The sequence below is a fragment of the Rhizobium sp. CB2179 genome, from assembly GCF_057653455.1.
This window is the reverse complement of record NZ_CM172781.1, coordinates 3115552-3129552: the sequence shown is the minus strand read 5'-3', so window position 1 is coordinate 3129552 and position 14001 is coordinate 3115552. Positions and strand designations below refer to the sequence as shown.

Sequence of the window (14001 nt, the reverse complement as noted above, 5' to 3'; positions counted from 1 at the left end):
ACTCGGCAGATAGACCGTCATCGCCAACTACTTGCGCGAGATATAGCCGCCCCGGTTGATGCCGTGGCGCTGAAGTTTGTCATAAAACGTCTTTCTCGGAATGCCGAGCGCCTCGATGGTGCGGCGGACGTCGCCGTCATTGGCCGACAGCGCGTCGCGAATGATCTCCGCCTCGTAGCGTTCCAGCCGTTCGGGAAGCGTCGCATCCGTTGGCTGCGGAGGGACCGCTGCCGCTCCGCAGCCTTCCACCCCAAGCACCACGCGTTCGGCATAATGCGAGAGCTCGCGGACATTGCCCGGCCATGTGTGCGAGGCGAGATGCCGCCGCACGTCGGGTGAAAGCGGCGGGACATCGCGACGGAAGCGCTCCGCGGCGCGAGCGGCGAAGTGGGAAAACAGCAGCGGAATATCGTCGCGACGTTCTCTCAGCGGCGGAATGGAGATCGTCACGACATTCAGCCTGTAATAGAGATCCTCGCGAAAATCGCCGCGCACCGAGGGATCCCCGAGGTCGATCTTCGCAGCCGCGACGACGCGAAGATCGACGGGGCGCACCTCATTGGTGCCGAGCGGCGTGATCTCTCGCATCTCCAGTACCCTCAGCATCTTCACCTGCGTGGCGGCCGGCATGCTTTCGATTTCGTCGAGGAAAAGCGTGCCGCCGCTTGCGTGTTCGATGCGGCCCGTGCGGCGCTTCTGAGCGCCGGTAAAGGCGCCGGCCTCGTGGCCGAACAGCTCACTTTCGATGACGGTTTCGGGCAGGGCGCCACAGTTCAGCGCCACGAAATTGCCCTTCCGACGGTGGCTCCATTGATGCAGGATCTGGGCAACCACTTCCTTGCCGCTGCCCGTTTCGCCGGCGACGAGCACGTCCACATCGGTATCGGCGATGTGGCGAAGAATGTTTCTGAGGTTTTCCATGACAGGCGTCTGGCCGATCAGCGGCAAATTCTCCTGCGCATCTTCGGCTGCCTTCCGCAGCATGCGGTTTTCCAGAACAAGCCGCCGCTTCTCGCTTGCGCGACGCACGCTCTGCACGAGCCGATCGGCTGCGAAGGGCTTGGCGATGAAATCATAGGCGCCGTCCTGGATCGCCTGAACGGCCATGGGAATATCGCCATGGCCGGTCATCAGGATCACCGGTAGGTCGACATCCATGCCTTGCAGCGTGGCGAAGAGCTGCAGTCCGTCGATCTCCGGCATGCGGATATCGGTGACGACGGGGCCGGCAAAGTCCGCCGACAGATCCGCCAGCGCGGCTTTCGCACCATCATAGGCGGAAACGGAGAATCCGGCGAGTTCGAGCGTCTGCGCGGTGGCGCGGCGCAGATCTTTGTCGTCGTCGATCAGCGCAACGGGCATAAGTGTGTCCATGACCTCAAGCCTTCCTCAACTGAACGATGAACCGGGTTCCGTCGCTGTCGCTTGCAACCTCCATCCGGCCACCATAGTCGCCGACGATATCCTTGGAGATGACCAAGCCGAGGCCGAGACCGCTTTCCTTCGAGGTATTGAACGGCGTGAACAAGCCTTTGCGAATATCAGGCGGAATACCGGGGCCGTTGTCGGCGACCGTCACCGTTACCATCCCTGCATCGGTTGATGTTCTGATCTCGACGCGCCCCTCTCCGGCCTTCGGCGCCACCGCCTCCAGGGCGTTCTGAAGCAGGTTGATGAGCACCTGCTCGAGACGAATCCGGTTTCCCATCACCTGCAGTTCGTCGGGCGGCAGGTCGATGTCGAGCGTATCCATCCGCCCGGCAAACCGGCTGCGCAACAGCATCACCGCCCCCTCGATGACGTCTTTCAGTCCGGTTGGTTCGGCGCTGCCTCGGCCTTTGCGGGCAAAGGTCTTCAGCTCCTCGGTGATCGAACCTATGCGCTCCGTCAGCGCCGCAATGCTCTCGAGATTTTCGCCGGCAGGCGTCGTCTGGCCGCGCTCGAGGAAGGTGCGGGCGTTATCCGCATAGGCACGAATGGTTGCCACCGGCTGGTTGATCTCATGGGCGACACCGGCGGCCACTTGACCCAGGATAGCCAGCCGGTTGGCCTGCACCAGATCCTGTTGTACGGCCTGCAGCTTCTGCTCCGTGCTCTTGTGGCCGATGATTTCAGCCTGCAGCCGATCCCGCGCCTGGCTGAGATCCAGTGTGCGCTCGCTCACACGCCGTTCCAGTTCCTCTCGAGCTTGCTGTTCGCGGGAGATGCGCTGGGTGATCACATGGCGACGGCGCAACAGGAAGGCTGCTCCGGCCAGCAGTGGCAAGAGCATGAGCAAGGCCAGCATGCGGGCTTCGCGAATCCCCGCATCGACGGACGGCCCCAGCGCCACGAGATGCTGCAAATGCCATCCGGTCGCCGGCACCGACGTTGCGACATCGAGAAACCTGGTTTTCCCGGCATCGCCGGGCATGACGATCTCGACGACATCGAGCCCTTCGCCGAGGTTTCGAACCATGTCGAGAGGCAGGGGTTGAAGTGGCGCAGCGCCGAATTGAAGGCTTTCGCGGATCGCCGTCAGCCGGTCTTCGGCGATCCGGCCGATCGTCATGAACCGCCATGACGGAAGACTGGTGATGAGGACAATGCCGCGCTCGTCAACGACGTAGGATGGGGTCCCCGAGGCGTTCCAATCCGCCTCGACGTCGTCGAATTCGACCTTGACTACAACGACACCCAGCAAGCCATCGCTGCCCGAAATCCGCTGGGAGATATAGAGACCCGGTTTCTTGCTGACCGTGCCGAGCGCGAAGTGCTCGGCCCGTCCTCGTTCGACCGCCCCCTGAAAGTACTCCCGGAATCGGTAGTCGTTGCCGACGAAGCTCGTCGGTTCGCGCCAGTTGCTGGCCGAAACCGCCATGCCGTCCTTGTCGATGACATAGATGACGGCAGCCTTGGTGCCCGCCGCCAAATTTTCCAGCTTCTGACTGAGCCGCTCGAACGCGCCGGCATCGTTTCCCGCCAGCGCCGCGGCGAGCGCGGTATCCTGTGACAGCACGAAGGGAAGCGCCCGGTATTTTTCGAGAACCGTGCGCAGCAAAGCCGCATTCAGCCTCGCATCCATGCGGGCCTGCTCCTCGAGGGCAGCCTCCGCCCGGTGCCGGCCGATCTCGCCGCTAGCCCACAGGCTTGCGGCGACAGCGACGAGGGCGATCACGGCATAGGCCCACCACATCCGGCGGATGCGGTGTTGCACGGGTAGGGAAGGCCACAATTTCTGCGACACGGACATGGCGGATTTGTGCATTTTTCTGCACGAAACGCAAATGGATTTGTGCGGATTTCCGCATTGCTTAATTAGTTATCAGCAGTTCTTTAAATTTTTCCTCAATAAATTCAAGATGTTGGAGGGTGGCGTAAAACTGGCACGCCGATTGCGAAGGAGGTGGCAACAACGGCTGAGCTGTTGGACTTGAAGCGAACGGCTCGGGAGGCCGGAGTTCGTTCCGGACGAGCCATTAGGAGGACATCATGATCGCAGCACCACTCGATGCAGTCGCAGGCAGCAAGGGCAAGAAGCCCTTTTATAGCCATCTTTACGTTCAGGTTCTCGTGGCCATCGCTGCGGGTATCCTTCTCGGCCATTTCTATCCCGAATTCGGCACCCAGCTGAAGCCGCTCGGCGATGCCTTCATCAAGCTCGTCAAGATGATCATCGCACCGGTCATCTTCCTGACGGTTGCGACCGGCATTGCCGGCATGAGCGACCTGCAGAAGGTCGGCCGCGTCGCCGGTAAGGCGATGCTTTACTTCCTGACATTCTCGACATTGGCGCTCATCATTGGCCTGATCGTCGCCAATGTCGTCCAGCCCGGCGCCGGCATGAACATCGATCCTGCCTCGCTGGATCCGGCCGCCGTCGCCGGCTACGCTGCAAAGGCGCATGAGCAGAGCATCGTCGGTTTCCTGACCAACATCATCCCGACCACGATCGTCGGTGCCTTTGCCGATGGCGATATTCTGCAGGTGCTGTTCTTCTCGGTGCTCTTCGGCATCGCGCTTGCCATGGTCGGCGAAAAGAGCGAACCGGTCGTCAATTTCCTCAATGCCCTGACGGCGCCCGTGTTCAAGCTCGTCGCCATCCTGATGAAGGCTGCCCCCATCGGTGCCTTCGGCGCCATGGCATTCACCATCGGCAAGTACGGCGTCGGATCGATTGCCAATCTCGCCATGCTGATCGGCACCTTCTACCTCACCTCTCTGCTCTTCGTCCTCGTCGTTCTCGGCGCTGTCGCCCGTTACAACGGCTTCTCGATCGTGGCGCTGCTGCGCTACATCAAGGAAGAACTGCTGCTGGTCCTCGGCACCTCGTCTTCGGAGGCCGCCCTTCCGGGACTGATGAACAAGATGGAAAAGGCCGGCTGCAAGCGCTCGGTCGTCGGCCTCGTCATTCCGACAGGCTATTCCTTCAATCTCGACGGCACCAACATCTACATGACGCTGGCGGCCCTGTTCATTGCCCAGGCAACCGGTATTGATCTCTCCTGGGGTGACCAGATCCTGCTGCTCTTGGTGGCGATGCTGAGCTCCAAGGGTGCCGCAGGCATCACCGGCGCCGGCTTCATCACGCTTGCCGCAACGCTCTCCGTCGTTCCCTCCGTGCCGGTCGCCGGCATGGCGCTCATCCTCGGCATCGACCGCTTCATGTCGGAATGCCGGGCGCTGACCAACCTCGTCGGCAATGCGGTTGCGACGATCGTCGTGGCACGTTGGGAAAATGAGCTGGATACGGCACAGCTTGCTGCGGCACTGGGCGGCCAGACCGGAGAGGATACTTCGGCTGCGGGGCTGCAGCCGGCCGAATAGTTAGCCGCTATTCCCTTATCCTTAGAATCCCTGCAGCGGCCCGTCATCCAACGGGCCGTTTCTCTTTTCTGCCTCAGCTTCGATTGTCGCCGAGAAGGCTGTTGTAGACGGCGCCGATCGCACTTGCTTCCTTCTCCAGCGCGAAATTCGCCCTGACATGCCGCAGCGCATTCTCGCCATGGGCGACCGCCAGAGCGGGATCGGCGATATAGGGCGCGATTGCCCGCGTCAGCGCCTCGCCATCGCCGGCGGCGACGACCGAGCCCGTCTCGCCCGTGACGATGAGTTCGGCATAGGCGCCGGCGTCCGATGCCACCACCGCAGTGCGCGAGGCCATCGCTTCGAGCGGTGTCAGGCCGAAACCCTCGTTGCGGGAGGGGGCGACGTAAAGCGTCAGGCGACGATACCAGACCTTGATGTCAGGCACTTCGCCGAGGAAGAGGATACGGTCGCTGAGCCCGGCGGCCGCGACATCCGCCTTGAGTTTGTCGCCAAATGCCGCGTGTTCGGCCGTCACCCGGCCGGAGACGATCGCCGTCCACTCAGTATGCTGCGGCAGCAGATCGATCATCGCCCTGACGAAAAGATCGGTGCCTTTCTGATGGCGCACACGGCCGAAGCAGCCGACGAGATGGCGGCCGGGCAGGCCGGTGGCGGCGATGCCGTCCTCTGCAGTTTCCGGCGGATGGAACAGGGCAAGGTCGACTCCGTGCTGGATCACCGTGTGCGGCACCTCGAGGAACGAGCCGGATCGATCGCTGGTCGCGATGACAGCGTCCATGCGACGGATCAGCCATTTCGTATAGGCGGTGTGCCGGCGTTGCGCGGCCGAGGTGAAGAGAAGCTTCAGCGGCATGCGCAACAGATGGCGCAGCAGGATGCCGACAGCCATCTCGTTGTTGCGGCGAGCGTGCCAGACACGCTGGCGCCGGCGCGCCGGTGGGCGCCAGAGGCCGAGGAGCTGCCGTCCCTTAAGTTTCGGCAGGCCGTCCGGCAGGCCGGGGCCGAGTGTCGCGATCTTGATACCGAGCCGGATCTGGCATGGGATGAGCTGAACGATAGTTGACGTGACGCCGGAGAGCCGGCGCTTGAAATTGGGCGCAATGATCTCGACGTCACGGATATCAGGCAAGGGAGGGGTCTCGCGGCTGGCGGGCGATCAGCCCCAGGAAACCTGGAGGATTTCGTAGGCCTTGGAGCCACCCGGCGCATTGACCTCGATGGAATCGCCGACTTCCTTTCCGATCAGCGCGCGGGCGATCGGCGAGGAGATGGAGATGCGGCCGGCCTTGACGTCGGCTTCCTGGTCGCCGACGATCTGATAGGTCTTTTCTTCGTCGGTGTCCTCGTCGATGAGCTTCACCTTGGCGCCGAACTTGATCTTGTCGCCCGACATCTTGGTGAGGTCGATGACCTCGGCGCGCGCCGTCAAGTCTTCCAGCTCACTGATGCGGCCTTCATTATGGCTCTGGGCTTCCTTGGCGGCGTGGTATTCGGCGTTTTCGGAAAGGTCGCCATGGGCACGGGCTTCGGCGATCGCCTCGATGATTCGGGGACGCTCCTCCTGCTGACGCCAGCGCAGCTCTTCCTGCAGCTTGACGAAACCGCCCGGTGTCATCGGTACCTTTTCAACCATTTTTCTGTCCTTCAATCCTTGTATCCGCATAATCAGCGGCGAACACAAAAGAAAACAGGTCCCGAAGGGGAGCTTCGGAACCGTGCCACAATCTTAGTCGGACGCTTATAGCAGATCGCCAAGCCCGATTTCCAGAAAATTCGCATGAAAGAAACGCGGCCTGCTCCAACAGCCGGTGATGCAGCTTGAAAATGGGCAGAAATCGGATCGCTCCGATTGACTTCAGGCGCAGGAACATATAGTGAACATACTAATGAAGAAGTCGCTAACAGAACGCTTGGCCATCCTTTCCGATGCCGCGAAATATGACGCTTCCTGCGCTTCCAGCGGCACGGTGAAACGTGATTCCCGCGCAAGTGGCGGGCTCGGTTCGACCGAGGGATCCGGCATCTGTCATGCCTATGCCCCGGACGGGCGGTGCATTTCGCTTTTGAAAATACTGCTGACCAATTTCTGCATCTACGACTGCGCCTATTGCGTCAATCGCTCGTCGAGCAATGTCGAACGGGCGCGCTTTACGCCCGAGGAGGTCATCTGGCTGACGCTGGAATTCTATCGCCGCAACTATATCGAGGGCCTGTTCCTTTCCTCCGGCATTATCCGTTCGTCCGATTACACAATGGAAGAGATGGTTCGCATCGTCCGCGAACTGCGTGTGACGCATAACTTCCGCGGCTATATCCATCTGAAGTCGATCCCTGAAGCATCGCCGCGTCTGATCGAGGAAGCGGGGCTTCATGCCGACAGGCTGTCGCTGAATATCGAGCTGCCGACCGATCACGGCATCACCCGTTTCGCGCCGGAAAAGAAGCCTGCCAATATCCGGCGATCGATGGGGGATCTGAGGCTGAAGATCGAGGCCGCCGGCGAACCGACGCTGCAGACGAAGAAGCGTCAGCGTTTCGTGCCGGCCGGCCAGAGCACACAGATGATCGTCGGCGCCGATGGTGCGAACGATGCGACGATCCTTGCGACCAGTGGCCGGCTTTACAGCAGCTACGGGCTGAGGCGCGTCTACTATTCCGCCTTCAGCCCGATCCCGGACTCGTCGAAAAACCTGCCGCTGATCAAGCCGCCGCTGATGCGGGAACACCGGCTCTACCAGGCTGACTGGCTCTATCGATTCTACGGTTTCGGCATCGACGAGATCACCGCGAACCAGGCGGATGGCATGCTTGATCTCACCCTCGACCCCAAACTTGCCTGGGCGCTCGCCAACCGGGCCGAGTTCCCCGTCGATATCAACAAGGCCGAGCGTGAACGGTTGCTGCGTGTGCCCGGCCTCGGCACCAAGACAGTCAAAGCGATCGTTTCGGCCCGTCGTTTTCGCCGCCTTCGGTTGGACGATCTTTCGCGGCTCGGCATTTCGATCAAGAAAGTCCAATCCTTCATCTCGGCGGACGGCTGGTCGCCGCGGCGATTGATCGAGCGCCCCGACCTTCGCGCCATGTTCGAACCGAAACCCGAACAATTGTCGTTGCTGTGATGCGCCGGGTCGTGCTTTCAGGACGCGGGGAGCTTGCCGAATGGCGTGACGCCGCGCGCGCTTTCGCGGCTGCCGGCATCCTGCCGGAAGAGATCGAGTGGCGCGAAAAACGCGCTGAGCCGGGTTTTGCGTTTCAACACGACGCCATGCCGCCTCCGTCTGCCGCAGCACGCAAGCCGATGACGGTGCCGCCCGCCTTCCTCGAGCTCGCGGAGACAGTTCTCTGCCATTCCGACCCGGCGCGCTTTTCCCTGCTTTACCGGCTGCTCTGGCGGCTGCAGCTGGACCGGCAACTGCTTGAAGTGGCCTCCGACGAGGATGTCGCCCGTGCCAGGCTGATGGCGAAAAACGTTCGACGCGACGCGCACAAGATGACGGCCTTCGTCCGCTTCAAGGAGGTTGGTGCGGTGTCGGCGGGCCGTCGAAAATTCCTCGCCTGGTTCGAGCCAGATCACCATATCGTCGGGCGCACAGCGCCCTTCTTCCAACGGCGCTTCACCGACATGGACTGGCTGATCGCGACGCCCAAGGGATCGGCCGCCTGGGACGGCGAGCGGCTGACGATGAGCGACGAACCGTGTGAAAAACCCAATCTCACAGATGCTACCGATGACCTCTGGCGCACTTACTACGCCAGCATTTTCAATCCGGCGCGGTTGAAGTTGAAGGCGATGCAGGCGGAGATGCCGAAAAAATACTGGAAGAACCTGCCGGAAGCCGATCTCATCCCTGGGCTGATTGCATCGGCGGAGAGCAAGGTGCGGGCCATGGCCGCCCGGGAGGCGACCCAATCGTTGCCCTTTCACGATCGCCTGCAGGAAGCCGCGCGCAGCATTCCAGCTGAACCCGAAGCGCCGGCGGGCACGCTGGAAGCACTGGGCGCGGAAGCTGCCGCCTGCACCCGCTGTCCGCTTCATGCGAAGGCGACGCAAACCGTATTCGGGGAGGGGCCGCGCGATGCCGAGGTGATGTTCGTCGGCGAACAGCCGGGCGACCAGGAGGATATATCAGGGCGCCCCTTCGTCGGTCCCGCCGGCAGGCTTCTCGATCAAGTGATCAGTGAAGCGGGCATCGACCGCTCAACGCTTTACGTCACTAATGCCGTCAAGCATTTCAAATATGAGCCGCGCGGCAAACGTCGCATCCATCAGAAGCCCAATATGGGTGAAGTGAAGCACTGCCGCTGGTGGCTCAATCTGGAGATGGCGCTGATCAAGCCGAAGCTGGTGGTTGCGATGGGGGCGACGGCGCTTTCGGCGCTGACCGACACGAAACAGCGGCTGCAGGACGTCAGGGGGAAAGCGATCGCGATCGACGAGAGGCGAACGCTCTTCGTAACGGTGCATCCATCCTATCTGCTGCGTATTCCCGACGAGCGGCTGAAAGCGGAGGAACTGGCACGATTTCGCGAAGATATGCTGACAGTTCAGCGCCTTATGCTGGCAGTTGCATAAACTGATTCAGAAGCCTCCGGCGATGCCCAATGGCAAGGCAGGTGCCATCGCTGATCTAGCGATGGCGTTCCGTATCTCAGGCGAAGTAGCTCTGCAACGGCCGCACTTCCAGATTGCCGGCTTTCAGCGCCTTGATCGCCTGGGCGGCGGCCTCGGCGCCTGCCATCGTCGTGTAGTAAGGCACCTTCTGCATCAGCGTCGCACGGCGCAACGACTTGGAGTCCGAGATCGCCTTGTTGCCATCGGTGGTGTTGATGACGAGCTGGACCTGGCGGTTGCGGATTGCGTCCTCGATGTGCGGACGGCCTTCGAGCACCTTGTTGATCTTCGTGGCGGTGATGCCGTTTTCGCCGAGGAAGCGGGCGGTGCCGCCGGTTGCCAGCACTTTGAAGCCCTGCTCGACGAGGATGTGGATCGCCGGCAGCACGCGCGGCTTGTCCGCGTCGCGGACGGAGACAAAGACCGTCCCGTCACGCGGCAGCTCGACGCCGGCGCCGAGCTGCGACTTGGCGAAGGCCAGCGCAAAATCGGTATCGAGGCCGATGACTTCACCGGTCGAGCGCATTTCCGGGCCGAGCAGCGTGTCGACGCCGGGGAAGCGGGCGAAGGGGAAGACGGCTTCCTTGACGGCGATGTGCTTCAGCTTGCGCGGATCGGGCTTTTCGCCGTAGGCGGCGAAGGTGGCATCGAGTTTCTCGCCGGCCATGACGCGGGCGGCGATCTTGGCGATCGGCGCGCCGATGGTCTTTGCGACGAAGGGCACGGTGCGCGAGGCGCGCGGATTGACTTCGAGCACGTAGACGACATCGTCCTTGATGGCGAACTGGACGTTCATCAGGCCGCCGACATTGAGGGCTTTGGCCATCGCCTTGGCCTGGCGCTCCAGCTCGTCTAGCATCTCGTTGGAGAGCGTGCGCGGCGGCAGCGAGCAGGCGCTGTCGCCGGAATGGATGCCGGCTTCCTCGATATGCTCCATGATGCCGGCGACATAGACGTCGGTGCCGTCCGAGAGGCAGTCGACATCGACTTCGATGGCGTGGCTGAGGTAGCTGTCGAAGAGCAGCGGGTTCTTGCCGAGCAGGGTGTTGATCTGGCCGGTCTTGTCGTTGGGATAGCGCTGCTTGATATCCTCAGGTACCAGTTCAGGCACGGTATCGAGCAGGTAGCTCTGCAATTGTCCTTCCGAATGCAGGATCTGCATGGCGCGGCCGCCGAGCACGTAAGAGGGACGCACGACCAGCGGGAAGCCGATTTCGGTGGCGACCATGCGGGCCTGCTCAACCGAATAGGCGATGCCGTTGTTCGGCTGGTTGAGGTCGAGCTTCATCAACAGCTTCTGGAAGCGGTCGCGGTCCTCGGCAAGGTCGATCATGTCAGGCGCGGTACCGAGGATCGGGATGCCGTTCTTTTCCAGTGCCTCGGCAAGCTTCAGCGGCGTCTGGCCGCCGAACTGGACGATGACGCCGACGACTTCGCCCTTTTCCTGTTCTGCCCGCAGGATCTCGATCACGTCCTCGGCCGTCAGTGGCTCGAAATAGAGGCGGTCCGAGGTATCGTAGTCGGTCGAAACGGTTTCCGGGTTGCAGTTGATCATGATCGCTTCATAACCCGCATCCTTCAAGGCGAAGGCAGCGTGGCAGCAGCAATAATCGAACTCGATGCCCTGGCCGATGCGGTTCGGGCCACCGCCGAGGATGACAACCTTCTTGCGGTCGGAGACTTCAGCCTCGGAGCGGGCGGCGCCGACGAAAGGCGTCTCATAGGTCGAATACATGTAGGCGGTCGGCGAGGCGAATTCGGCCGCACAGGTGTCGATGCGCTTGAAGACGGGGCGGACATTCAGCTTGTTACGGAATTCGGCGACTTCCTTCGGGCGCTTGCCGGTCAGCGTCGCCAGGCGCGCGTCGGAGAAGCCCATGGCCTTCAGCATGCGCAGGTTTGTGGCATCCTGCGGCAGGCCGTGCTCGCGGATGCGGGCCTCCATCTCGACGATCGCCTTCAGTTCAGCGATGAACCAGGGATCGATCTTGCAGCCTTCGTGGACTTCAGCTTCGCTCATGCCCTGGCGTAGCGCCTGGGCGACCATGCGCAGGCGATCGGGCGTCGGTGTGCCGATTGCGGCGCGGATAGCGTTCTGGCTGGATTCGCCCTCTTCGAAGCCGGGGATCTCGATCTCGTCGAGGCCCGTCAGGCCGGTTTCCAAGCCACGCAGTGCCTTCTGCAGCGATTCGGCAAAGGTGCGGCCGATCGCCATGACTTCACCGACCGATTTCATCGCGGTCGTCAGCACCGGCGAGGCGCCGGGGAATTTCTCGAAGGCGAAACGCGGGATCTTGGTGACGACGTAGTCGATCGACGGTTCGAAGGAGGCAGGCGTTGCGCCGCCGGTGATGTCATTATCCAGTTCGTCGAGCGTATAGCCGATCGCCAGCTTGGCGGCGATCTTGGCGATCGGGAAACCGGTGGCCTTGGAGGCGAGCGCCGACGAGCGCGAAACACGCGGGTTCATTTCGATGACGACGAGACGGCCGTCCTTCGGATTGACGGCGAACTGGACGTTCGAGCCGCCGGTCTCGACCCCAATCTCGCGCAGCACCGCGATCGAGGCGTTGCGCATGATCTGGTATTCCTTGTCCGTCAGCGTCAGCGCCGGCGCGACGGTGATCGAATCGCCAGTATGGACGCCCATCGGGTCGATGTTCTCGATCGAGCAGATGATGATGCAGTTGTCCGCCTTGTCGCGGACGACCTCCATTTCATATTCCTTCCAACCTAGCACCGATTCTTCGACCAGCACTTCGGTGGTCGGCGAGGCATCGAGGCCGCCGCCGACGATCTCGAAGAATTCCGAGCGGTTGTAGGCGATGCCGCCGCCAGTGCCGCCGAGCGTGAAGGAGGGACGGATGATGGCGGGCAGACCGACATGGTCGATCGCCTGGGCGGCAATTGCCATGGCATGGCTCATGTAACGCTGCTTGCGGTCGCTCTCGCCGAGGTTCCACTGGTTTTCCAGCTCGTCCAGCGCCTTGTCGAGGTCGGATCCGGAGAGGCTTTCGCGCAGCTTGATGCGCTCGGCCTCGTGCGTCTTGCGGTCGAGGTCCTTGATGTCGGTGGCGTTCGCCAGCATCGAGCGCGGGGTTTCGAGGCCGATACGGGCCATCGCCTCGCGAAACAGCGCGCGGTCCTCGGCCATGTCGATGGCGGCGGGCTTGGCGCCGATCATCTCGACATTGTAGCGGTCGAGCACGCCCATGCGCTTCAGCGAAAGCGCCGTGTTCAGCGCCGTCTGGCCGCCCATGGTCGGCAGCAGCGCATCCGGGCGCTCCTTGGCGATGATCTTGGCGACGACTTCGGGGGTAATCGGCTCGACATAGGTGGCGTCGGCAAGACCCGGATCGGTCATGATCGTCGCCGGGTTGGAGTTGACGAGGATGACGCGGTAGCCTTCCTCCTTCAGCGCCTTGCAGGCTTGGGTGCCGGAATAGTCGAACTCGCAAGCCTGGCCGATGACGATCGGTCCCGCGCCGATGATAAGGATCGATTTGATGTCTTGGCGCTTCGGCATGGGTGCTTCCGTTTTCTGGCTGCGCAGAAAACCGGCCAGGGTGGGAGATCACCGGGTCGGGTCGCGCATGCTGGGTCTTTTCAGGCTAGAAGCGGCTTATAGGCAAATGTATTTGCAAACGGAACCCCATAAATCGCGGAATCGACAGGAATCCAACACGGCGCGAAGGGCTATTTCCCGTCAGACACGACCGCCACCTGGATTTCGCCGCCGCCCTGCTTCCGGAAGAGCGTAAACGGGAGTCCTGTCAAGCGCTTGGCGCGCCTTCTTTACGTGAAGCGGCGGCGCACTTCCCCGGCATAGCTACGGCTGACCGGGATTGCCTTGCCGTCGCGGGTGAGGATCAGCAGCCTGCCATTGTCGCGTTTCAAGCTTTCGACATGGGCGTCGGCCACCCAGTGCGAGCGATGGACGCGAAGGCCCGGCGTCGCGGCGGTTTCCCTAAGCGCATCGGCGAAACGTAAGAGCACCAGTTCGCGCCCGCGGCTGGTCACCACCTCGGTATAGTGGTCCTGAACGGAAAGGCGCAGCAGCGAGCCACGATTCTCAGGCTTCAGCCGGTCGAGGATCGAGGCGCCGGGGCTGGTTTCCTGAGGCGCTGCGGCTTCGGCGATTTTCTGGCTCATCGCCATGTAGGTCAAAAGGCAGAAGAGGGCGCAGAGCGGCACCGCAAAAAGCGCGCGCTGCAGGCCGCTTTCGAGCGTGGTCGCTTCGCCGGTGAAGACATAGTCGACGAGGCCGATGGCAAAACCGATCGGCAGGGCGGCTATGAGCGAACCCGCCATCATCCGGGCGAACATGGAAACGATCAATCCCCGCAGCAGTCTTTCGGCCGCAACCGCGCAGAGGATGGCGATCACCCAGGCAAGGGCATGCAGGCTCAGCCAATAGGCGAGGCGTTCGCCGAAGGCCATGTTTTCCATCGTGCCGTAGGGGCCGGTGACGGCAAAGAGCAGGACGATCGCGGCAAAGGTTCCCCAGAAACGCCGGGAGTGGAGAAAGACCTGCAATTCGCGAAGCGTGGATTGCAAGAAGAGGTGAATCACGAAGTTTT

9 protein-coding genes are annotated in these 14001 nt (G+C 62.0%); 3 read left to right on the top strand and 6 right to left on the bottom strand.

Annotation, left to right across the window (positions count from 1 at the left end):
• Positions 1–27: 27 nt before the first annotated feature.
• Together AC244Q_RS15675 and AC244Q_RS15670 are read right to left on the bottom strand one after the other, a co-directional pair.
• Positions 28–1374 (bottom strand): sigma-54-dependent transcriptional regulator, encoded by a 1347-nt coding sequence (locus tag AC244Q_RS15675; protein ID WP_128405946.1) that lies wholly within the window; start codon positions 1372–1374, stop codon positions 28–30.
• A gap of 4 nt (positions 1375–1378) precedes the next feature.
• Complete coding sequence (locus AC244Q_RS15670; protein ID WP_128405945.1) at positions 1379–3247, bottom strand: ATP-binding protein; 1869 nt, start codon at positions 3245–3247, stop codon at positions 1379–1381.
• A 224-nt stretch (positions 3248–3471) separates the two neighbouring features.
• Here AC244Q_RS15670 and AC244Q_RS15665 point away from each other — a divergent pair, with 224 nt between their 5' ends.
• Positions 3472–4806, top strand: coding sequence for a dicarboxylate/amino acid:cation symporter (locus tag AC244Q_RS15665; protein ID WP_128405944.1), 1335 nt, complete (start codon positions 3472–3474; stop codon positions 4804–4806).
• A 73-nt stretch (positions 4807–4879) separates the two neighbouring features.
• Here the strand turns inward: AC244Q_RS15665 and AC244Q_RS15660 are convergent, their stop codons facing one another.
• Positions 4880–5938: a glycosyltransferase family 4 protein gene (locus AC244Q_RS15660; protein WP_128405943.1), complete on the bottom strand. Its 1059-nt coding sequence runs from the start codon at positions 5936–5938 to the stop codon at positions 4880–4882.
• Positions 5939–5965: 27 nt separating this feature from the next.
• Positions 5966–6442, bottom strand: a complete 477-nt coding sequence (gene greA, locus AC244Q_RS15655; RefSeq protein ID WP_012758398.1) for a transcription elongation factor GreA — start codon at positions 6440–6442, stop codon at positions 5966–5968.
• 253 nt (positions 6443–6695) lie between these two features.
• Between greA and AC244Q_RS15650 the strand changes: the two genes are divergently transcribed.
• Together AC244Q_RS15650 and AC244Q_RS15645 are read left to right on the top strand one after the other, a co-directional pair.
• On the top strand, positions 6696–7928 hold the full coding sequence (locus AC244Q_RS15650) for a putative DNA modification/repair radical SAM protein (RefSeq protein ID WP_017994782.1): 1233 nt from the start codon (positions 6696–6698) through the stop codon (positions 7926–7928).
• On the top strand, positions 7928–9382 hold the full coding sequence (locus AC244Q_RS15645) for a UdgX family uracil-DNA binding protein (RefSeq protein ID WP_128405942.1): 1455 nt from the start codon (positions 7928–7930) through the stop codon (positions 9380–9382). The genes AC244Q_RS15650 and AC244Q_RS15645 overlap by 1 nt, the downstream gene beginning before the upstream one ends.
• Positions 9383–9458: 76 nt before the next feature.
• On the opposite strand, the gene carB is transcribed toward AC244Q_RS15645, so the two are convergent.
• Positions 9459–12947 (bottom strand): carbamoyl-phosphate synthase large subunit, encoded by a 3489-nt coding sequence (gene carB / locus AC244Q_RS15640; protein ID WP_012758395.1) that lies wholly within the window; start codon positions 12945–12947, stop codon positions 9459–9461.
• Between the two features lie 269 nt (positions 12948–13216).
• Complete coding sequence (locus AC244Q_RS15635) at positions 13217–13993, bottom strand: LytTR family DNA-binding domain-containing protein (protein WP_012758394.1); 777 nt, start codon at positions 13991–13993, stop codon at positions 13217–13219.
• Positions 13994–14001: the final 8 nt, after the last annotated feature.

Excerpts from the sequence above, each read along its gene's own strand:
- AC244Q_RS15675 (WP_128405946.1), bottom strand. The coding sequence starts at position 1,374 with ATGGACACACTTATGCCCGTTGCGCTGATCGACGACGACAAAGATCTG.
- AC244Q_RS15670 (WP_128405945.1), bottom strand. The coding sequence starts at position 3,247 with ATGCACAAATCCGCCATGTCCGTGTCGCAGAAATTGTGGCCTTCCCTA.
- AC244Q_RS15665 (WP_128405944.1), top strand. The coding sequence starts at position 3,472 with ATGATCGCAGCACCACTCGATGCAGTCGCAGGCAGCAAGGGCAAGAAG.
- greA (WP_012758398.1), bottom strand. The coding sequence starts at position 6,442 with ATGGTTGAAAAGGTACCGATGACACCGGGCGGTTTCGTCAAGCTGCAG.
- AC244Q_RS15650 (WP_017994782.1), top strand. The coding sequence starts at position 6,696 with ATGAAGAAGTCGCTAACAGAACGCTTGGCCATCCTTTCCGATGCCGCG.
- AC244Q_RS15645 (WP_128405942.1), top strand. The coding sequence starts at position 7,928 with ATGCGCCGGGTCGTGCTTTCAGGACGCGGGGAGCTTGCCGAATGGCGT.
- carB (WP_012758395.1), bottom strand. The coding sequence starts at position 12,947 with ATGCCGAAGCGCCAAGACATCAAATCGATCCTTATCATCGGCGCGGGA.